This is a genomic window from Rathayibacter sp. VKM Ac-2754 (assembly GCF_009807095.1).
Classification (GTDB): domain Bacteria; phylum Actinomycetota; class Actinomycetes; order Actinomycetales; family Microbacteriaceae; genus Rathayibacter.
In genome coordinates this window covers 93,271-113,113 of the sequence record NZ_WUCC01000010.1, presented here as the reverse complement: position 1 = coordinate 113,113, position 19,843 = coordinate 93,271, and the positions used below count along the sequence as shown (strand labels likewise).

The following is a 19,843-nucleotide window of genomic DNA, read 5'->3' as shown; positions in this document are numbered from 1 at the left end:
ACTGATCCGCGACTTCTATCCCAAGGGCTTCAACTTCAACACGATCACCGACGCCGACCTCGCCGAAACCCAGCGCCTCCTCAACATCCGACCCCGCCAAACACTCGAATTCCGCAGCCCCACCGCCAAGATGAGAGAACTCATCGCCGTTGCACTAGCCGCTTGAAACCGCCCGAGTCGCACGGTCCGTCTGTGACCGATCGATCGTCACGAGCGCTCGGCGTGGGCCTTCTTGCCGTAGCGCGTCGCCAGGAACAGCACAGTGCCGACGACGACGTACGCGAGCGAGCCGAGCCAGACCTCGCCGGTCTGCTGGGTCAGCAGCACGATGCTCGCGATGATCGCCAGCACCGGCACCACCCGCGGGACCGAGAAGTGCTCGTGGTCGACCTTGTCCTTCTTGAGCACGAGCACCGAGACGTTCGCCGAGATGAAGACGAGCAGGAGCAGCAGCACGGTGGTCTCGGCGAGCGTTCCGACGTCTCCGACCAGGCTCAGCACGGCGGTGGCGACGCCGACCGCGAGGATCGAGACCCATGGGGTGCCGCGGTTCGGCAGCACGCGCGCGAGGGCGCTCGGCATGAGTCCGGAGGAGGCGAGGCCGAAGCCGACGCGGCTGGCCATCACCATGAACAGCAGGGCGCCGTTCGCGATGGCGACGAGCGCGATGAGGCCGAACAGCCATTCGGGCACCGCCACTCCGCTCGCCGAGACGACGTCGAGCAGCGGGCCGGTCGACGCCGCGAGCTCCTCGATCGGCAGCACGATGACGGCGCCGAGCGCGATCAGGAGGTAGACCACGGCGGCTGTGAACAGGGCGGCGAACAGGGCGCGCGGGTAGACCTTCGACGGGTTGCGCACCTCCTCGGCCATGTTCGCGGCGGCCTCGAAGCCGAGGAACGAGAAGAAGGCGACGATCGAGGCGGCGAACGCGCCCTGCAGCGGCGCGACGTCGGGGTTGAACTCGAAGATGCGCGACGGGTCGCCGTTGCCGCCGCCGAAGAAGATCGCGGCGCAGACGATCACGATGACGAGGCCGCTCACCTCGATGACCGAGGCGACGAGGTTCGCGGTCAGCGACTCCTTCACTCCGCGCAGGTTGATCAGCGTCAGCAGCAGGATGAAGACGATCGCGGTGGGAGCGGGCGGCACGTCGAGCAGCGCGCCGAGGTAGTCGCCGGCGAACGCGTTGGCCAGCGAGGCGGCGGTCGTGATCCCGGACGCCATCATCAGGAAGCCGACGAGGAACGACAGGTACGGCTTGCCGAAGGCGCGGTCGGCGTAGCGGGCGGCACCGCCGGCGTGCGGGTACTTGGTGATCAGCTCGGCGTAAGTGCCGGCGGTGAGCAGCGCGATGACCAGCGCGATCAGCAGCGGCAGCCAGATGACGCCTCCGACGTCGTTCGCCATCGTGCCGACCAGCGTGTAGATGCCGGCGCCGAGCGTGTCGCCGACGATGAAGGCGAAGAGGAGGGGGCCGGTGATGACCTTCTTGAGCGATCCTCCGCCCTTCGAGGGGGCCGTTGCTGCGGTGTCCGTCGTTTCGGTCATCCGGATACTCCAGCGAGAGCGGAGCCGCGGCGCAACCCCGAGGGCGCGATTGCTGCGAGATTTCTCACGCTCGAAACACGGAGGAGCGGGACATCACCGCGGCTCGACCGGGGGGACCTGCGTCGGCGTCGAGGGCGATGACGGACCCGGGCTCGGCGCCGACGTCGGGCCGGACGTCGGAGCCGACGTCGGGATGCCGCTCCCCGGCCCGCCCGCTCCAGCGCCGAGGTTCCAGTTCCCCCCGTCGTCGACGCCTCCGCTCGGGCAGGCGCACCGTCGTGGTACCGCCCCACACCACGGTGATGTCGACGGTGCAGGTCTCGACGAAGGTGAGCGACACCGGGGGAGTACGACCCGCGGTCTCCTGGATCGCGAAGCCGGTGTCGGCGCGGCCGCCGAGGCCCCCTGTCAAGCCCGTCCGATGCGCCACGATGGGCGCACGCCCCGACGGATCGAGGACTCGAGTGAACGACGCCACCCCGCGCCACGGCATCGCCGAGCGCCTCTCGCGGCTCCTCCGGGTGCGGACCGTCTCGGCCGAGCTGACCGGCGCCGACGAGTTCGTCCACGTCCTCCGCGAGCTCTACCCGCTGCTCCACGAGCACCTCTCCCTCGAGCGGATCACCGACCGCGGGCTGCTCTACCGCTGGGCGGGTCGCGACTCCGACGCACCCCCGCTCGTGCTGATGGCCCACTTCGACGTCGTACCGGCCGAGGACGCCGCCGCGTGGACGCATCCGCCGTTCGAGGGGGCGATCGCCGATGGGGCCGTCTGGGGCAGGGGAGCGCTCGACGACAAGGGCCCGCTCGTGGTCGTGGTGGAGGCGGTCGAGAACCTGCTCGCGGCGGGCTTCGTCCCGGCCCGCGACGTCCTGCTGTCGTTCGGCGGCGACGAGGAGGTGCGCGGGGCGGCGGCGCAGGCGACCGCGGAGACCCTGCGCGAGCGCGGCGTCACTCCCTGGCTCGTGCTCGACGAGGGCAGCGCGGTCGTCGAGGCGCCGCTGCCGGGAGTCGTCGGGGCGGTGGCGATGATCGGGGTCGGCGAGAAGGGCGTGCTCACCCTGCGGCTCACGGTGCGCGGCTCGGGCGGGCACGCCTCCGCTCCGCCGTCGCTGACGGCGATCGGGCGGCTCGCGCGGGCCGTGACCCGGCTGACGCCGTCGACCTTCCCCGCGAGGGTCCCGGAGGCGCTCGCATCGTCGTTCGCGCTCCTCGCGACCCGGGCACCGGGACGTGCGGGCGCCGTCTACCGCGCTCTCGGCCGTCGTCCGCACCTCGCCGCCCCGGTGCTCGCGCGCCTCGGCGGGGAGGCGGCGGCGCTCGTGCGCACGACCCTCGCCCCGACGATGCTCTCCGGGGGAACGGCCGACAACGTCCTCGCGTCGGAGGCGACCGTGACGCTCAACCTGCGACTCGCGCCGGGGGAGACCGTGCAGAGCGCCATGGAGCGCGTGCGCCGCCGGGTGCGCGACCGCGAGGTGGCCGTCGAGGTCGTCGCGGGCGAGGACCCGTCGCCGCAGTCGCCCACCGACGGAGCGCCGTTCACCGCGATCCGAGCGGCGCTCGCCGTGTCGCATCCCGGAGCGGCGGTCGTCCCGTACGTGATCAACGCCGCCACCGACTCCCGGCACTTCCATCGGCATGCGCCCGCCGTCTACCGCTTCGCACCGCTCGTGATGTCGAGGGAGCAGCGCGCGGGCATCCACGGCGTCGACGAGCGCGTGGACGTCCTCGCCCTCGAGCGCGGCGAGGTCTTCCACCGGGCGCTGCTCGCGGGGCTGACCGCGTGACACGGGAGCGCGTCACCGCGCGGACTCTCGCCTCGGTCGTCGGCGTCCTCGTCGTGGTCGAGTTCACCAGCGGCGTGCTGCAGGGCTGGTACACGCCGATGCTGACCGACATCGCCCGGAGTCTCGACATCCGCGACGCCGACGTCAACTGGTTCGAGGGCGCCCAGCTGCTGCTCGCCGCTCTCGTCGTGCCGGCGTTCGCGCGGCTCGGCGACATGCTCGGCCACAGGCGGATGCTGCTCTGGTCGACCGCGCTGACGGCTCTCGCCTCCCTCGCGCTGCCGTTCACCGGCTCCTTCGCGCCGTTCCTCGTCGCGTGGGCGCTGCAGGGCTTCTACGTCGTGTGGCTGCCCCTGCAGATCGCGCTGATCTGGTCGCGATCGAGGAGCCTCGCGAACCGTGCGGCCGTGACCGCCGCCGCCGCGGGCCTCCTGGTCGGTGCGCTCGAGCTCGGCGCGATCACGGGCGCGCTGCTGGGCGGCGCGCTCGTCGGGACGCTGCCGCTGACGGTCGTGCTGCTGGTGCCGGCCCTGCTGGTCGTGCTGTGCTTCGTCGTGGTGCTGATCGGCGTGCAGGAGTCGCCCGATCCGGCCGGCGGGCGCTTCGACGGCGGTGGGCTGGCCCTCGTCTCGGCGGGCCTCGTCGGAGCTCTCGGCGGCCTGGGGCTGCTCCGCATCCTCGGCGCCTCGAGCCCGGTGCCGTATCTGCTTCTCGCCGCCGGGGTCGGGCTGCTCGCGGTCTTCGCCCGGTACGAGCTGCGGCAGGAGGAGCCGCTGATCGACGTGCGGATGTTCCGCTCGCCGGCGCTCGGCCCGGTCTTCCTCACCGCCGGGCTCTTCGGAGTGAGTGTGCTCGGCGCTCAGGCCCCGCTCTCGACCTTCGCGCGCACCGACCCGGCCGTGCACGGCTACGGGCTCGGCACGACCGGCTTCACGACCTCTCTCATCATCGGCGTCTACCTGATCGCGATGATCGTCGGCGCGCTGCTCTTCCCGCCGATGGCCCGCGCCGTCTCGCCGCGCCGGACCCTGGTGGGCGCCTCGGTCCTGGTCGCCGCCGGCTTCCTCCTGCTGATCCCGCTGAACGCCGCCCACGCGAGCGTGACGGCCTGCATGGTCGTCGTCGGACTCGGCTCCGGAGCCCTCGTGGCCGCCCTGCCCGCCGCCGCGGCCGCCGCGGCGCCCGCCTCGCAGACCGGAGTCGCGACCGGCCTGACCAACTCGGTCAAGACCGTGGGCGGAGCGATCGCCTCCGCGGTCTTCGGCCTCGCCCTCGTGCAGGGCGCCTCGACCGCGACGGTCAGCCCCTTCGCGGGCTACGTCACGGTCTGGGCGGTCTGCGCCGGCACCGCCCTCGTCGCGGCCGTCCTGCTGCTGCTCGTGGTGCCGCGCGACGCGTTCACCGACGCCTCCGCCCCCGCGCCACCAGCCAGAACAGGTACGCCCCGCCGACAGCCCCGGTGACCAGCCCGACCGGCAGCTGCAGCGGGGCGAGCAGCCGCTGTGCGAGCACGTCGGAGGCGAGCAGCAGCGCCGCGCCGATCGCCATCGAGGCCGCCAGCGGGATGCCCGCCGAGCGGGTGGCGCGCCGGGCCAGCTGCGGGGCCGCGAGGGCGACGAAGCCGATCGGTCCGCTGACCGCGGTGGCGGTGCCGGTGAGGCCCGCGGCGAGCAGGAGGAGGAGCAGGCGGGTGCGGCGCAGCGGCACGCCGAGGCCCGTCGCCACCTCGTCGCCCAGCTCGAGCACGCGCAGGGCGCCGCGCTGCGAGGCGAGGAGCACCGCGAGGAGGCCCCCGGCGCTCGCGAGCAGGGCGACGTCGGCCCACGAGGTGGCCGACAGCGACCCGAACAGCCACAGCGTCGCCCCGCGCGCCACCTCGGTGGGTGCGCGGGTCAGGAGGTACTCGTTGACGGCCGAGAGGAGTGCGGCCAGGGCGATCCCCGCGAGGATCGTCCGCTCGCTCGCCAGCCCGGCGCCGCGGGTCAGGAACAGCACGATCAGCAGCGCGCCGACGCCGCCGGCCCAGGCGCCGAGCGCGGGGTTCGCCGGCGGCGTGAGCAGCACGAGGCAGACCAGCGCTCCCGACGCCGATCCGGCGCTGAAGCCGACGATGTCGGGGCTCCCCAGCGGATTGCGCGACAGCGTCTGGAAGACGGCGCCCGCGAGACCGAGTGCCGCGCCGACGAGCACCCCGGCGATCACCCGGGGGAGGCGCAGGTCGACCACGATGGCCGAGGTGCGCGGCGACGCCGTGCCGAGCAGGGCGTCGCGGACGTCGCCGAGGGACGTCTCGTACGACCCTCCGACGATCCCGGCCGCAGCGGCGAGGGCGATCACCGCGACGACGACCGCGAGGACCGTGCGCGGGCGCGTCATCGGCTCCTCCGCGGGCCCCGCGTCGCCAGGTGGAAGAGCAGCGGCGCCCCCACCAGCGCGGTGACGATGCCCACCTCGAGCTCGGCCGGCGCCGCGAGGATCCGGCCGAGCACATCGCTCGCCACCACGATCAGCGCGCCGCCCAGCACGGCCAGCGGCAGGCCGACGCGCAGATCCGGCCCGCTGACGCTCAGCACCAGATGCGCCACCAGGAGCCCGACGAACGCCAGCGGCCCCGCCGCTGCGGTCGCCGCCCCGCAGAGCAGGGTGATCGCGGCGCCCGCCCCGAGGATCACGACGGCGGGCCGCACGCCGAGCGCCCGCGCGGTGTCGTGTCCGAGCGCGAGCTGATTGAGGGCCGGCACGACGATCGCCGCGACAGCGAGACCGAGGAGCACGAAGGGCGACAGGGCGGTCGCGGTGTCGAGCTCCCGCCGCTCGAGAGATCCGACGACCCAGAACCGGTACGACTCGAACGTCTCCTCGTCGAGGAGGGTGACGATCCCGATCAGCGCGCCGAGGCAGGCGCTGAGGGCCACCCCCGCGAGGACGGTGCCGATCGGATCCCGCCCGTCGCCGCCTCCGACCAGGTGCACCAGCACCGCGGCCGCCGCTGCGCCGGCGAAGGCGAACCAGACGTAGCCGCCCGCGGTGCCCACGCCGAAGAACGCGATGGCGACGACCACCGCAGCGGAGGCGCCCGCGTTGACGCCGAGCAGGCCAGGGTCGGCGAGGCGGTTCCGCGTGACCGCCTGCATCAGCAGGCCGGCTGCTCCGAGCGCCGCGCCGACGAGCAGGCCGGTCGCCGTGCGGGGGAGGCGCAGGTCGCGCACGATCAGCGCGTCTGCGCTCGTTCCGCCGTGCAGAAGCGCGTCGAGGGCGGCGGGCACCGGCACCGGGCGCGATCCGACGGCGAGGCTCGCGACGACGGAGGCGGCCAGCAGCACCGCGAGGACGAGTGCGACGGCGGCGGTGCGGCGGGCCCTCCTCCGGGGCGCCGCGGCGGGCGTCGGGGCCTGTGCGGTCGAGACGTGCATTAGCTAAGGCTATCCTTACCTCGTGAACGTGACTTCCCGCCTCCTCCGTCCCTCCCTCCGCCGCACGGGTCTCGCCGCCCTCGCCACTGCCGCCGTGGTGGCGCTCGCCGGGTGCTCCGGCAGCGCCTCCGGCTCCTCGACACCGCCCGACGCCGAGGCCGGCTCGACGGGCGAGTGGACCGTGTCGCGCGTCATGGCCGAGGGGATGGGAGCCCCGGAGGAGGACGGCGTGTTCCCGCGCACCGTCGCCCACTACGCCGGAGAGACCGTGATCGACAGAGCGCCGACGCGGATCGCCGTCGTCTCGACCGGCCAGCTCGACGCGCTCCTCTCGCTCGACATCGTCCCCGTCGCCGCGACGCGCGCCGAGAACAGCGGTCTCGTGCCCGAGTACCTCGCCGACCGGGTCGAGGACCCCGCGGCGATCGCCGACATCGGCGAGCGGACCGAGCCCGACGTCGAGGCCATCGCGCAGGCCGACCCCGATCTGATCCTGATCAACTCGGTCCGCGGCGCCGACCTCTACGCGTCGCTCAGCGCGATCGCGCCCACCGTCGTGACGCTCGGCAACGGAGTGAACTGGAAGAGCGACCTCCTCCTCACCGCCGACGCGCTCGGCCGCGAGGGCGACGCCCAGGCGGTGCTCGACGGCCTGCACGACGACGCGGACGCCTTCGCCGCGACCCTCCCCGACGAGGCGCCGACCGTCTCGTTCCTGCAGTCGACCGGTGACCGGACGCGGACGATGGGCGTCCCCTCCTTCACCGGCGGCCTCGCCGAGGATCTCGGTCTCGCCCGCCCCGAGTCGCAGCGGTTCGACGACACCTCGCAGGAGATCAGTGCCGAGCAGCTCGAGCTGGCCGACGCCGACTGGATCTTCTACGCCGGTCAAGGCGACGGTCTCGCGCTGATCGAGGAGGCGACGCTCTGGCCGACGCTCGAGGCCGTCGCCGCGGGCACGGCCGTCGAGGTCGAGCTCGATCCGTTCTTCATGAACGCGGGCCCGATCGCCGCGCGCCTCGTGCTCGACACGGTGACCTCCACGGTCGACTGATCGGGCCTCTCCCGGACCCTCGCAACCTCTAAGCTGGATTGCTTCGTCGAGAGTGGAGCGGTCGCGGAGGAACGATGGGCAAGAAGCGCAATCAGGGACGATCCGGCGGCGGCAAGTCCGGCGGTTCAGGGGGCCAGGGAGGCGGGCGCACCGCCGAGACGGCGCTGATGGTGCGGTTCCGCAGCTGGTACCGCTCGCACCTCGCCGATGTCGCCGTGCTGCACGAGCACCTCGAGGTCGACGAGGCCGTCGAGGTGCTGACCGACCTGTTCGCGATGACCCGCGACCTGCGTCCGCGCGGCTCCTTCGCTCAGCCCGACGCCCAGCTCCTCGAGGCCGTCTTCGACCAGATCGAGGCCGATCTCTCGGGCGAGGAGAGCGAGGCCGATCTCGACGACACGCTCTTCACCGTCGCCGAGGTGGTCGAGCACTTCCTCGACTTCCTCACCGACGAGGACCTCTGGACCGGCACCGACGAGGAGCTCGACGAGTGCCAGGCGGTGCTCGACGAGGTCCTCGACCTCGCCGGCTCCTTCGTCGAGGCCGTCCTCGACGATCTGCTCGAGCTCGACGAGGTCCCCGCCGAGCAGATGCTCGCCGCCGTCCGCGCGACGGCCGTCGTCCACGCCGCGGATGTCGTCGTCGAGCACCTCGCGGCGAGCGACGACGCCACGGTGACCGAGCGCGCCGCGCGAGAGATCGTCGTCGAGGCGGGCATCGCCTCCGCCGGCTCGACCCCGAGCGACGACGCCGTCCGCATCCCCGTCTCGGCCTGGTGGGACGCGCTGGTCGCCTCCGCCGTGCTCGAGGCCGACGGAGCGCAGGCCGCCCTCGGCGAGTCCGCCCCGCTCTGGCGCAGCTCCGAGCCTCTCGAGGCGTGGGCCGAGCGGATCGCCTACCTGGCCCGCTTCCTCGGCCAGTGGATCCGCAGCGCGCAGGAGGCGCTCGCCGCCTCCGACACCGAGAACGGCGCCTTCTCGCCCCGCGAGCGCGCGATCACGACGACCGACGCTGTCCTCGTGCGCATCGCGGTCGCCTGCCAGGCCGAGATCCACCCGGGTCTCGTCGTCGGCGAGCTGGTCGACGAGCTCGCCGCCGACCTCGACGTCGCCCTCGACGAGGCGCTCGACGAGCGCGAGCGGATGGTCGGCGCGGCCGAGCGGATGCTCGACGACACCGCCGAGCTCGGTCTGCTGCTGCACGAGCCCGAGTTCGGCTACGTGGTCCCCGACGCGCTGAAGCCGGGCATCGCCTCGGTCGTGCGGGCGAGCATCGTGCTGCTGGGCGAGACCGACGCGACCCGCCTCGAGATCCTCGACGAGGCGACGGAGGACACCGCCTCCGTCTTCGCCCTCAAGGTCGCCCTGCTCGGAACCAAGCCGGCCGTCTGGCGCCGGCTCGAGCTGTCGTCGGAGTCGTCGCTGCGCGATCTGCATCTCGCGCTGCAGCTGTCGCTCGGCTGGACCGACGCGCAGCCGCACTTCTTCAGCGTCGGCGTGCCCGACGAGGAGGGCGCGCCGATCGGCTCGCCCGCCGACGCCGAGGAGCTCGGCCCGGACCTCGTCGACGAGTCGCAGGTCGCCCTCGCCGAGGTTCTCGACGGAGTCGGCGACGAGCTGTTCTACGTCTACGACCTCGAGGACGAGTGGCGCCACGTCATCCGCCTCGAGTCGGTCTCGCCGCTGCGCGCCGCGCTGCCGCGATGCACGGGCGCGCGGGGCGCTGCTCCGATCGATGCGCCCGGCGGCCCCGTCGCCTGGGCCGACACGGTCCGCGCCGCGACCGACGCCTCCTCTCCCGACCATGCGGAGGCGCTCGAGGCGCTGGGTCTCGCACCCGGCGCCTCGTTCGATCCCGCGGCGGTCGACGTGGACGGGATCAACCGCTCGCTCGGGCTGCTCCGCTCGGCGGTCTGAGCCGCCTCGAGGGTCTGAGCGCCAGGGCGTCTGAGCCGCTAGGGCGTCAGCAGCAGCTTGCCGATGTGGCTGGAGGCGCGCATCCGCTCGTGCGCGCGCTCCGCCTCGGCGAGCGGCACGACCTCGTCGATCACCGGCCGCACGGTTCCGTCGGCGACCAGCGGCCACACCTTCTCGCGGACCTGGGCGATGATGGCCCGCCGCTCCTCGAGCGGGCGGGCGCGGAGGGTCGTGGCGTGCACGGCCGCGCGGCGGCGCATCAGGCCGCCGATGTCGAGCGAGCCGGCCGCCCCCGAATGGTTGCCGATGAAGACGATCCGGCCGCCGAGCGCGAGAGCCTCGACATCGCGGGCGAGGTAGTCGCCGCCGACCGGGTCGAGGATCACATCGGCGCCACGGCCGCCGGTCGCCTCGGCGAGGCGCCCGACGAAGTCCTCCTCGCGGTAGTCGATCAGGATGTCGGCGCCCAGCGCACGGCAGGCGTCGAGCTTGCGCGCGCTGCCGGCCGTCACCGCGACCCGGGCGCCGATCGCGACGGCGATCTGGATCGCGGCCGTCCCGATGCCGCTGCCGCCGCCGTGGACGAGGACCGTCTCGCCCGCCCGGAGCCCGGCGACCATCACCAGGTTCGACCAGACCGTCGCGGTCGCCTCCGGCAGTGCCGCCGCCGAGACGAGCCCGACGCCGGCGGGGACCGGGAGGAGGAGTCCCGCGTCGACCACCGCGTACTCGGCGTACCCGCCGCCCGGCAGCAGCGCGCAGACCTCGTCGCCCTCGGCGGCCGACGTCGTGCCGGGTCCGAGCCCGACGACGGCGCCCGAGACCTCCATGCCGAGCACGGGGGAGGCGCCGGGCGGCGGCGGGTAGGCGCCCGCGCGCTGCGAGAGGTCGGCACGGTTGACTCCGGCCGCCGCGACGCGGATCAGCACCTCACCCGGCCCGGGCGACGGAGTGGGCACCTCCTCGAGCACGAGGCGGGAGTCGGGACCGGGCTGTTCGACGCGGATCGCAAGCATGCCGCGATGCTACGCCGCGCGGCTCGGCGCGCCTCCTGCACATCCGACGAGCGCCTGCACATCGCACCCCCGCGCGGCGTCAGGCGTGCTCCGCGAGGAACGCGAGCACCGCCTCCTTGAACCCGCGCGCCGGCACCGTGCTCGTGTGGTCGCGGCCCGGGACGCTGACGAAGCGCGCTCCCGCCTCCGCGGCCAGCCGCTCGCCTCCGGGCGCGATCGGGTCGGCGTCGCCGGTGACCAGCAGCATGGGCAGCTCCGGGTGCGTCCCGAGCTCCGGATGCGCCCCGCCGCGCACCCCGTCGGCGACCGCGACCAGCGCCGCGAGGTCGTTGCCCGCCACGCCCTCGGCCATGCCGATGAACGCGCGGGTGAAGCGGTCGTCGATCTCGCCGCCGTCGGCCGCTCGCGCCCGCGCCGCGTCGGCGTCGAAGTGCCGCAGCGGCTCGCCGACGGTGAGCCCGCCGAGACTCAGCGTCGCGAGGCGCTCGGGGTGCCGCAGCCCGAGGATCCAGCCCATCCGCGCGCCGAGCGAGTAGCCGAGGTAGTGCGGTTCGACCAGGTCGTAGGAGTCGAGGACGCGCACGATGTCGCCCACCATCACGTCGACTCCGTAGGCGTCGGCGCGGTGCGGCTTCTCGCTCGCGCCGTGCCCGCGCTGGTCGAGGGCGACGACGCGGTATCCGGCGCGGACCAGAGTCCGGAGCCACCCCGAGGTCTCCCAGTTCAGCACCGCGTGGGAGGCGAAGCCGTGCACCGCGAGCACAGTCAGCGCCCCCTCGTCGCCCACCGCGTAGGTGGCGATCCTCACTCCGTCATCGGCCACGACGAACACGGGGGAGGGGAACTCGATCACCCCACCACCCTGCCATCCCGCGGGAGGCGGTCAGCGCGCCGGGCGGGAGGAGCGCACGAACGGGACTGCGAGGAACAGACGCACTGGCCTGCCTCGCCCGGAGCGGATGCCGAGCACGAGGCAGAGCACGATGTTGAGCACGGCGAGGAGGAGGATCGCGGCGATGGTGAGCAGGGGCCAGTCGGCGCCGAGCGTGTCGCGCACCGACACGAGCGCGAGGTGCAGCGGGACGAGCATGAGCTGCAGGGCGAGATAGGTGAGCTGCCAGTTCACGGCGACGACGCCGTTGCGATCGCTCAGCGGGCCGGTCCGCCGCTTCGCCCCCCACGTCATCACGGTCGCGATGAGCGAGATGACGGGGGAGAGGATCACGAAGCCGGCCAGCGCCGCGAGACCGGCGAGCCAGACGGCGCGGGCGCCCCGGGCATCGCGCATGCGGAACCGGGTCTCGTCGTCGTCCATCCGCCGTCGCCTCCTCGCGCCCCGTCCGGCGACGCGCCGGCCCCACCAGTCTCGCACCCGCCCCCCGGGGGACACGGGGGCTGGCCCCACCGTTCCGGGGGTTCCCCGGATGGGTGCCACGCCTCCGCCTCCGTAGCGTGGAGGCATCGCCGGAACGACCACGCCGGCACAGCGAGAGAAGGAGCATCCCCATGACCACCGACGCCGACACGACTCCGGCCGACCAGCGGCCCACCGAGAACCTCGGCACGACGGCCGTCCTGACCGAGCCGCAGCCGCAGCCCGATGCGCAGCGCACGCCGGACCCCGAGCAGCAGCAGCAGAGCCTCCGCGCTCCGCACCCGGAGGCGCCCTACGGCACACCGCCCGCCCCCGCCGTCGCGACGGCGGCCCCCTCGTCGCCGTTCTCGCTGACGAGCCTCATCCTCGGTGTCACGTCGGTCTTCTTCGGCCTCACCGTGATCGCGCCGGTCGCCGGCCTCGTCTTCGGCATCCTGGGTCTGCGGCGCGAGCCCGCGGGCCGCACGCTCGCCATCTGGGGCATCGTGCTCAACGCCCTGATGATCGGCTTCGTCGCCCTCCTGATCGTCGGGATCGCGTTCTTCGGGCTCCTGATCCCGTTCGTCGCGATCGCGACCGGCACCGACTACAGCTGAGCCGGGCGATTCAGGCCAGGAAGGCGCGCAGCAGCGCGGCCGAGGCCTGCACGTGCTCCGACATCAGCCGCGCCGCCTCGTCGGCCCGCCCCGTCAGGATGGCCGTCACGAGGGCCCGGTGCTGCTCATCGGCGTGGGCGATGTTGCGCGGCAGCAGCGGGATGTCGTCCAGCAGCTCGTTGACCCGCATCCGGCTCTCGGCGACGAGCGGCAGGAGCGACGGGACGCCCGCCAGCTCCGCCACGGCGAGGTGCAGGCGGGAGTCGAGCCGCCGGTAGTCCTCGGGGCTCGCCGCCTCCACGTCGGCGAGCGCCTCGAAGAGCCGGCCGCGATCGGCCGCCGTCAGATCGGCCGCCGCCGCGAGCCGCGCGGCGCCGACCTCGAGGATCTCGCGCAGCCCGACCACGTCGTCGATCTCGGCCCGGTCGAAGCCGCGGCGCCCCGGCACCTCCGCCTGAGGCAACTCGTCGGCGACGAAGGTGCCGCCGTAGCGGCCGCGCCGGACGCTGAGGTAGCCGGCGTCGGCCAGCGACGAGATCGCGTCGCGCACCGTGTCGCGACCCACGCCCAGTCGCGCGGCGAGCTCGCGCTCGGCGGGCAGCCGCTCGCCCGGCGCGACCAGCCCGAGCTTCACGGTCTGCATCAGGCGCTGCACGGTCTCCTCGAACGAGTTGCCGGTGCGCACGGGGCGCAGGACCGCCTCCTCGGCGCTCGCGCCAGGGGCCGCGGCCTCGTCACCCCCGCCGGCCACGCCGATCACTCCGGAGTCACGTACGCCGACGAGATACCGCCGTCGACGAGGAACGTCGACCCGGTGATGAAGGAGGCGTCGTCGCTGGCGAGGAACGCGACCGCCGCGGCGAGCTCCTCCGGCTCGGCGAACCGGCCGACCGGGATGTGCACGAGTCGGCGCTGCGCCCGCACGGGATCCGCAGCGAACAGCTCCTGCAGCAGCGGCGTGTTCACCGGCCCCGGGCAGAGCGCGTTGACGCGGATGCCCTGCCGGGCGAACTGCACGCCGAGCTCGCGGCTCATCGCCAGCACGCCGCCCTTCGAGGCCGTGTAGCTGATCTGCGAGGTGGCCGAGCCGAGCACCGCCACGAAGGACGCGGTGTTGATGATCGATCCGCTGCCCTGCCGCGTCATGTGCCGCAGCGCCGCCCGGCAGCACAGGTAGACCGACTTGAGGTTGACGTCCTGCACCCGCTCCCACGCGGGCAGCTCTGTGATCTCGATCGAGTCGTCGTCGGGGGGCGAGATCCCGGCGTTGTTGAAGGCGATGTCGACCGAGCCGTAGGCGTCGACGGCGGCCTGGAAGAGCGCGTCGACCTCGGCCTCGCTCGTCACGTCGACCTTCACGAACAGCCCGCCGAGCGCCTCGGCCACCTCGGTGCCGCGAGCCTGGTCGACATCGGCGATGACCACGCGGGCGCCCTCGCGGACGAAGCGCGTCGCGGTGGCGAGGCCGATCCCGCTCGCGCCGCCGGTGACGACCGCGACCTTGCCGGCGAGGCGCTGCCCCAGGTCGAGCGGGGTGGTGTCGAGAGGAGGGATCGCCATGGTCGGCCTTTCGGGGTCGGTGCAGGGGGTCGGTGCAGAGGAGGCAGTGCGGGGGATGGTGGGAGGACTCGCGGCCTCAGTCGGCCGCGAAGAAGATGTTCTTGGTCTCGGTGAAGCCCAGCGCCGCGTCCGGCCCGAGCTCGCGCCCGAGGCCCGACTGCTTGAAGCCGCCGAAGGGCGTGGAGTAGCGCACCGACGAGTGCGAGTTGACCGAGAGGTTGCCGCTCTCGACCGCCCGCGACATCCGCAGCGCCCGCCCGAGGTCGCGGGTCCAGATCGATCCCGAGAGGCCGTAGTCGGAGTCGTTCGCCAGGCGGACCGCGTCGGCCTCGTCCTCGAACGGCAGCACCGAGACGACGGGCCCGAAGACCTCCTCGCGCCAGACGGCGTCGCTGCTCGAGGGCAGCAGCACCGTCGGCGGGAACCAGAACCCCGCCCCGGTCGGGGCCGAGCCGCGGAACGCCACGGGCGCCCCCTCCGGAACGAACGACGCGACCCGCTCGTGGTGGGCGGCCGAGACCAGCGGACCCATCTCGGTCGCCTCCTCGCGCGGATCGCCGACGACGACGCCCTGCACCGCGGGCTCGAGCAGCTCGAGGAAGCGGTCGAGGACGCTGCGCTCGACGAGGATGCGGCTGCGCGCGCAGCAGTCCTGCCCGGCGTTCTCGAAGACGCCGTAGGGGGCCGTGGCCGCCGCCCGCTCGAGGTCGGAGTCGGCGAAGACGATGTTCGCGCTCTTGCCGCCGAGCTCGAGCGTGACCCGCTTGACCTGCTCGGCGCAGCCCGCCATGACCCTCTTGCCGACGCGCGTCGATCCGGTGAAGACCACCTTGCGCACCAGCGGATGCGTCACGAAGCGCTCGCCGACGACGTCGCCCCGGCCGGGCAGCACCTGGAAGAGCCCCTCCGGCAGCCCCGACTCGAGCGCCAGCTCGGCCAGGCGGAGGCTGGTCAGCGGAGTCCACTCGGCCGGCTTCAGCACGACGGCGTTGCCCGCGGCGAGCGCCGGCGCGAAGCCCCACGACGCGATCGTCATCGGGAAGTTCCACGGCGTGATGATGCCGACCACGCCGAGCGGCTCGTGCACGGTCACATCGAGTCCGCCGGCGACCGGGATCTGCGCGCCCAGCAGCCGCTCGGGGGCGGCGGAGGCGTACTCGAGCACGTCGCGCACGTGCCCCGCCTCCCAGCGGGACTGGGTGATCGGGTGGCCGGAGTTGCGGGTCTCGAGCGCGGCCAGCTCCTCGATCGCGCCGTCGACGGAGGCGGCGAAGCGGCGGAGGGCGCGGGCCCGGTCGACGGGGGCCAGGGCGGCCCAGGCGCGCTGGGCGACGGCGGCACGGGCGATGGCGGCATCGACCTCCTCGAGGTCGACGAGCGCGATCTCGTCGAAGGCGGCTCCGGTCGAGGGGTCGACGAGGGACTGCGTGCTCATGCGTGTGTCGCTTCCGTGCTGGGGGTCGCGCGGTGGGCGAGTGCCGCCGCGACGAGACCGGTGAAGAGGCGGGCGTCCGAGGCGTCCTCCTCCGGGTGCCACTGGACACCGAGGGCGAAGCGCCGCCCGGGCACCTCGAGCGCCTCGATCGTGCCGTCGGCCGTGCGCGCCGCCACCTCGAGGCCGTCGGCCACCCGGTCGACCGCCTGGTGGTGGTAGACCTGCGCGCGCACCGAGTCCTCGCCGAGGAGCCCGCGCAGCCGCGACTCCGGCTCGACCGCGACGTCGACGTGCGAGAAGACGCCGCCGCCCGCCTGGTAGCGGCGGTCGCCGACCAGATCGGGCAGGTGCTGGTGCAGCGTGCCGCCGAGGCTGACGTTCAGCAGCTGGGCGCCGCGGCAGATGCCGAGGAACGGCACGTCGCTCTCGAGGGCGGCGCTCACCAGCAGGTCCTCCCAGGCGTCGCGCTCGGGGCGGGGCGCGTCCGTCTCGGGGTGCGGCTCCTGTCCGTAGCGAGCGGGGTCGATGTCCTTGCCGCCGCAGACGATGAGCCCGTCGAGCCGGTCCACGACGGCGCGCGCCGTCTCGGCCGAGGCGGGCTGAGGAGGCAGCAGCAGCGCCACGCCGCCCGCTCTCGTCACCGAGTCGATGTAGTTCGCGGGGAGGAAGGACGCCTCGACATCCCACACTCCCGACACCGCTCGCTCGCGGTAGGTGGTGAGCCCGATGATCGGCCGCGGCGCGACCGGGGCACCGGAGTAGTCAGAGGCGTTCAAAGCCGCGCACCCTCTCCCAGTCGGTCACCGCCGCGTCGTAGGCCGCGAGCTCGACCCGCGCGTTGTTGACGTAGTGGTCGACGACCTCGTCGCCGAAGGCCGCCCGCGCGAGGGCGGAGTGCTCGAACAGGTCGGCGGCCTCGCGGAGCGTCGTGGGGACCCGCGGCGCACCCGACGTGTAGGCGTTGCCGGTGCAGACCTCCTCGAGCTCCAGCTCGTTCTCGATCCCGTGCAGGCCGGCGGCGATCAGGGCCGCGACGGCCAGGTACTGGTTGACGTCGCCTCCCGGCACGCGGTTCTCGACGCGCATCCCCGGTCCGTGGCCGACCACGCGGAGCGAGCACGTGCGGTTGTCGAGACCCCACGCGACCGCGGTCGGCGCGAAGGAGCCGTCGACGTAGCGCTTGTAGGAGTTGATGTTCGGGGCGAAGAAGAGCGTGAACTCGCGCATCGCTGCGAGCTGCCCCGCCAGGTAGTGGCGGAACATCGCCGACATGCCGTGCTCCCCCTCCGCGTCGGCGAACACCGGCGTGCCGTCGGTGCCGCGCAGCGAGAGGTGGATGTGGCAGGAGTTGCCCTCGCGCTCGTTGAACTTGGCCATGAAGGTCAGGCTCTTGCCGTGCTTGTCGGCGATCTCCTTGGCCCCCGACTTGTAGATCGAGTGGTTGTCGCAGGTCACCATCGCGGTGTCGTACTTGAAGCCGATCTCCTGCTGGCCGAAGTTGCACTCGCCCTTGATGCCCTCGCAGTAGAGGCCGGCGCCCTCCATCGAGACTCGGATGTCGCGCATCAGCGGCTCCATGCGGGTCGACGCGAGCAGCGCGTAGTCGATGTTGTAGTCGCTCGCCGGGGTCAGCTCGCGGTAGCCCTTCTTGAACGCCTCGCGGTAGGAGTCGTCGAAGACGATGAACTCGAGCTCGGTCGCGACGAGCGCCTCGAGCCCGCGCTCGGCGAGGCGGTCGAGCTGGGCCCGGAGAATATGCCGCGGCGCCTCGCCGACCGGCGCCTCGTCGAGCCAGGTCAGGTCGGCGGTCACCATCGCGGTGCCGGGCAGCCAGGGTGCGAGCCGGAGGGTCGAGAGGTCGGGGACCATCGCCATGTCGCCGTACCCGCGCTCCCAGCTCGAGATGGCGTAGCCGGCGACGGTGTTCATCTCGACGTCGACCGCGAGGAGGTAGTTGCAGCACTCGGCGCCGTGCTCGGCGACCTCGTCCTGGAACAGCCGCGCCGAGATGCGCTTGCCGACCAGGCGCCCCTGCATGTCGGTGAAGGCGACGATGACGGTGTCGATCTCGCCCGCGGCGATGAGCTCGTCGAGCCGCTCGAGCGTGAGCATTCCCCGCTTCGTCGCGGTCTGCGGGGTGCCGGCTGTGCTCATCGTCTGCCTCCGGGTGCTGGCTCCGCCGGTCGGCCGAGAGGAGGCGCATGGTCGGATCGGGGACCATTAGACCACAGGGCGGCGTGGGCGAGGGATCGTGTCGTCAGCGACCAGGTCGCCGTCTGGCGAGGGTTTTACCTCGCCGAAACACCATTGGTCTTCACAGCGTCCATTGAGGTCCCTATGCTCGGTCGCGACGACCCGAGGAGACCCGATGACCCAGCAGTCCGACGCCCCGCAGTCCCCGTCGAAGGCCCGAACGAAGAGCCCCGACTCCGCCAACGTGACGAGCACCGCCGGCGTGAGCTACCGCAAGGCCGAGGAGGGCTACTTCGAGAAGCGCACCCTCCGCCGCTCGGCCGGCGTCTGGGGCCTCTGGGGTCTCGCGGTCGCCGCGGTCATCTCGGGCGACTTCTCGGGCTGGAACTTCGGCATCGACTTCGCCGGCTTCGGCGGGATGCTGATCGCCTTCGCGATCCTGGTGGTGATGTACTACGGCCTCATCTTCTCGATCGGCGAGATGTCGGCCGCGATGCCGCACACCGGAGGCGCCTACTCCTTCGCCCGGTCGGCCATGGGCCCGTGGGGCGGTCTCGTCACCGGCCTCGCCGAGACGATCGAGTACGTCGCGACGACCGCCGTGGTCGTCTTCTTCTCGGCCCAGTACGCGAACGGAGTGACGAGCGAGCTGCTCGGCTTCGACCTCTCGGGCGCGATGTGGATCTGGTGGCTCGTCCTCTACATCGTCTTCGTCGCCCTGAACTCGGCGGGCGCGGCGATCTCGTTCCGCTTCGCCATCGTCGTCTCGATCGTCTCGATCGCGATCCTGCTGGCCTTCTCGGTGATGGCCCTCCTCTCGCCCGCGCTCGACTGGTCGAGCCTCTGGAACATCGCTCCCGACGAGGGCCAGACCGAGTTCCTCCCGCACGGCGTGATCCCGATCCTGTTCGCGCTGCCCTTCGCGATGTGGTTCTTCCTCGGCATCGAGGAGCTGCCGCTCGCGGCCGAGGAGGCGCACGACCCGGTCCGCGACATCCCGCGCGCCGGATTCTGGGCCCGCGGCACCCTGATCGTCACCGGCCTGCTCGTGCTGTTCCTCAACACGGCGCTGATCGGCTCCGAGGACATGGGCGTCTCGGCCGAGCCGCTGCTCGACGGCTTCCGCGCGATGGTCGGCGACGGAGCAGCCGCGGTGCTCGCCCTGTTCGCGCTCGTCGGACTGCTCGCCTCGCTCCAGGGCATCATGTTCGCCTACGGCCGCAACATGTACTCGCTCTCGCGGGCCGGCTACTACCCGCGGGTGTTCTCGCTGACCGGCAAGCGTCAGACTCCGTGGATCGCGCTGACGGTGGGTGCAGCGATCGGGTTCGTCGCGCTGGTGGTCGTCGACCTGCTCGGGCGCGTCTCGCCCGACGGAGCGGGTGCCGTCGCGGGCGCCATCGTCCTCAACATCGCGGTCTGGGGAGCTGTCGTCGCCTACTTCCTGCAGATGGTGTCGTTCGTGCTGCTGCGCCGGCGATTCCCGAACGCGGTCCGCCCGTACAAGAGCCCGTGGGGCCTGCCGGGCGCGATCATCGCCGCCCTGATCAACGTGCTGATCTTCTTCGGCTTCCTGCTGAACGAGGTGTTCCAGCCCGCGATCATCGCGATCGTCGTCGTCTACGTGATCATCCTGATCGGCTTCGCCGTCTGGGGCCGCAAGCGCCTCGTGCTCTCGCCCGAGGAGGAGTACGCCCTGAGCGGCGGACTGCACGCCGCCCCGAGCATCCCGGAGCCGGACCGCGTGGAGTAGGTCCTCAGGCGCCGCCGCCGCGGCTGTCGTGCTGCGGGTCGAACGCGACGGGCCGGTACCCGTCGCTGACGACCGCGCGCACGACGAGGAGGAGTGCGGCGGCGCCGAGCACGGCGAGGAGGAGCAGGAGGACGAGCATGAGGAGTCCGATCGAATCGAGAAAGCGGCCACTTCCGGCCGCTCCCTCGAGA

19 protein-coding genes and 1 pseudogene are annotated in these 19,843 nt (G+C 72.9%); 7 read left to right on the top strand and 13 right to left on the bottom strand.

Annotated elements, in window-relative coordinates:
- Positions 1–166, top strand: a pseudogene (locus tag GRS92_RS19235) (IS30 family transposase); the annotation flags it as partial.
- A gap of 41 nt (positions 167–207) precedes the next feature.
- On the opposite strand, the gene GRS92_RS15845 reads toward GRS92_RS19235, so the two are convergent.
- Together GRS92_RS15845 and GRS92_RS15840 are read right to left on the bottom strand one after the other, a co-directional pair.
- Positions 208–1,551 (bottom strand): APC family permease, encoded by a 1,344-nt coding sequence (locus tag GRS92_RS15845; protein ID WP_159858145.1) that lies wholly within the window; start codon positions 1,549–1,551, stop codon positions 208–210.
- Between the two features lie 64 nt (positions 1,552–1,615).
- Positions 1,616–1,963, bottom strand: a complete 348-nt coding sequence (locus GRS92_RS15840; protein WP_159858143.1) for a hypothetical protein — start codon at positions 1,961–1,963, stop codon at positions 1,616–1,618.
- 52 nt (positions 1,964–2,015) lie between these two features.
- Between GRS92_RS15840 and GRS92_RS19070 the strand changes: the two genes are divergently transcribed.
- Positions 2,016–3,341, top strand: a complete 1,326-nt coding sequence (locus tag GRS92_RS19070) for a M20/M25/M40 family metallo-hydrolase (protein ID WP_235022072.1) — start codon at positions 2,016–2,018, stop codon at positions 3,339–3,341.
- Positions 3,338–4,804 (top strand): MFS transporter, encoded by a 1,467-nt coding sequence (locus tag GRS92_RS19065; protein WP_159858139.1) that lies wholly within the window; start codon positions 3,338–3,340, stop codon positions 4,802–4,804. The genes GRS92_RS19070 and GRS92_RS19065 overlap by 4 nt, the downstream gene beginning before the upstream one ends.
- Here GRS92_RS19065 and GRS92_RS15825 read toward each other — a convergent pair.
- Both GRS92_RS15825 and GRS92_RS15820 read right to left on the bottom strand, forming a co-directional pair.
- Complete coding sequence (locus GRS92_RS15825; protein ID WP_159858137.1) at positions 4,740–5,717, bottom strand: FecCD family ABC transporter permease; 978 nt, start codon at positions 5,715–5,717, stop codon at positions 4,740–4,742. The genes GRS92_RS19065 and GRS92_RS15825 overlap by 65 nt on opposite strands.
- Entirely contained in the window at positions 5,714–6,754 is a 1,041-nt protein-coding gene (locus tag GRS92_RS15820) for a FecCD family ABC transporter permease (protein ID WP_159858135.1), read from the bottom strand. Before GRS92_RS15820 ends, GRS92_RS15825 begins: the two co-directional genes overlap by 4 nt.
- 22 nt (positions 6,755–6,776) lie before the next feature.
- On the opposite strand from GRS92_RS15820, the gene GRS92_RS15815 reads away from it, so the two are divergent.
- A complete protein-coding gene (locus GRS92_RS15815) occupies positions 6,777–7,808 on the top strand; it encodes an ABC transporter substrate-binding protein (RefSeq protein ID WP_235022071.1) in 1,032 nt (343 codons plus the stop codon).
- Positions 7,809–7,882: 74 nt separating this feature from the next.
- A complete protein-coding gene (locus GRS92_RS15810) occupies positions 7,883–9,724 on the top strand; it encodes a plasmid pRiA4b ORF-3 family protein (RefSeq protein ID WP_159858133.1) in 1,842 nt (613 codons plus the stop codon).
- Positions 9,725–9,762: 38 nt separating this feature from the next.
- Here the strand turns inward: GRS92_RS15810 and GRS92_RS15805 are convergent, their stop codons facing one another.
- The 3 genes from GRS92_RS15805 to GRS92_RS15795 form a co-directional block, all read right to left on the bottom strand.
- On the bottom strand, positions 9,763–10,740 hold the full coding sequence (locus GRS92_RS15805; protein ID WP_159858131.1) for an NAD(P)H-quinone oxidoreductase: 978 nt from the start codon (positions 10,738–10,740) through the stop codon (positions 9,763–9,765).
- A 79-nt stretch (positions 10,741–10,819) separates the two neighbouring features.
- Positions 10,820–11,593 (bottom strand): alpha/beta fold hydrolase, encoded by a 774-nt coding sequence (locus GRS92_RS15800; protein ID WP_159858129.1) that lies wholly within the window; start codon positions 11,591–11,593, stop codon positions 10,820–10,822.
- A 30-nt stretch (positions 11,594–11,623) separates the two neighbouring features.
- Positions 11,624–12,055 (bottom strand): DUF4870 domain-containing protein, encoded by a 432-nt coding sequence (locus GRS92_RS15795; RefSeq protein WP_159858127.1) that lies wholly within the window; start codon positions 12,053–12,055, stop codon positions 11,624–11,626.
- Positions 12,056–12,246: 191 nt separating this feature from the next.
- Between GRS92_RS15795 and GRS92_RS19060 the strand changes: the two genes are divergently transcribed.
- Positions 12,247–12,711, top strand: coding sequence for a DUF4190 domain-containing protein (locus GRS92_RS19060; RefSeq protein ID WP_235022070.1), 465 nt, complete (start codon positions 12,247–12,249; stop codon positions 12,709–12,711).
- Between the two features lie 10 nt (positions 12,712–12,721).
- Here GRS92_RS19060 and GRS92_RS15785 read toward each other — a convergent pair whose 3' ends face one another.
- The 5 genes from GRS92_RS15785 to GRS92_RS15765 all read right to left on the bottom strand — a co-directional run bounded on the left by GRS92_RS15785 (position 12,722) and on the right by GRS92_RS15765 (position 17,860).
- The gene (locus GRS92_RS15785; RefSeq protein ID WP_235022069.1) at positions 12,722–13,462 is read right to left on the bottom strand and encodes a FadR/GntR family transcriptional regulator; all 741 of its coding nucleotides are present in this window, start codon (positions 13,460–13,462) and stop codon (positions 12,722–12,724) included.
- Positions 13,463–13,467: 5 nt separating this feature from the next.
- Positions 13,468–14,271, bottom strand: coding sequence for a 3-oxoacyl-ACP reductase (locus GRS92_RS15780; RefSeq protein WP_159858125.1), 804 nt, complete (start codon positions 14,269–14,271; stop codon positions 13,468–13,470).
- Positions 14,272–14,347: 76 nt separating this feature from the next.
- Positions 14,348–15,706 carry an aldehyde dehydrogenase family protein gene (locus GRS92_RS15775; RefSeq protein ID WP_159858123.1) on the bottom strand — a complete coding sequence of 453 codons (1,359 nt, stop codon included), beginning with the start codon at positions 15,704–15,706 and terminating at the stop codon, positions 14,348–14,350.
- Positions 15,703–16,482, bottom strand: coding sequence for a gamma-glutamyl-gamma-aminobutyrate hydrolase family protein (locus GRS92_RS15770; RefSeq protein ID WP_204162412.1), 780 nt, complete (start codon positions 16,480–16,482; stop codon positions 15,703–15,705). The genes GRS92_RS15775 and GRS92_RS15770 overlap by 4 nt, the downstream gene beginning before the upstream one ends.
- On the bottom strand, positions 16,469–17,860 hold the full coding sequence (locus GRS92_RS15765) for a glutamine synthetase family protein (protein WP_327437451.1): 1,392 nt from the start codon (positions 17,858–17,860) through the stop codon (positions 16,469–16,471). Before GRS92_RS15765 ends, GRS92_RS15770 begins: the two co-directional genes overlap by 14 nt.
- A gap of 214 nt (positions 17,861–18,074) precedes the next feature.
- On the opposite strand from GRS92_RS15765, the gene GRS92_RS15760 reads away from it, so the two are divergent.
- Complete coding sequence (locus GRS92_RS15760; protein WP_159858121.1) at positions 18,075–19,652, top strand: amino acid permease; 1,578 nt, start codon at positions 18,075–18,077, stop codon at positions 19,650–19,652.
- Positions 19,653–19,656: 4 nt separating this feature from the next.
- On the opposite strand, the gene GRS92_RS19140 is transcribed toward GRS92_RS15760, so the two are convergent.
- Positions 19,657–19,791, bottom strand: a complete 135-nt coding sequence (locus GRS92_RS19140; RefSeq protein WP_268817153.1) for a hypothetical protein — start codon at positions 19,789–19,791, stop codon at positions 19,657–19,659.
- Positions 19,792–19,843: the final 52 nt, after the last annotated feature.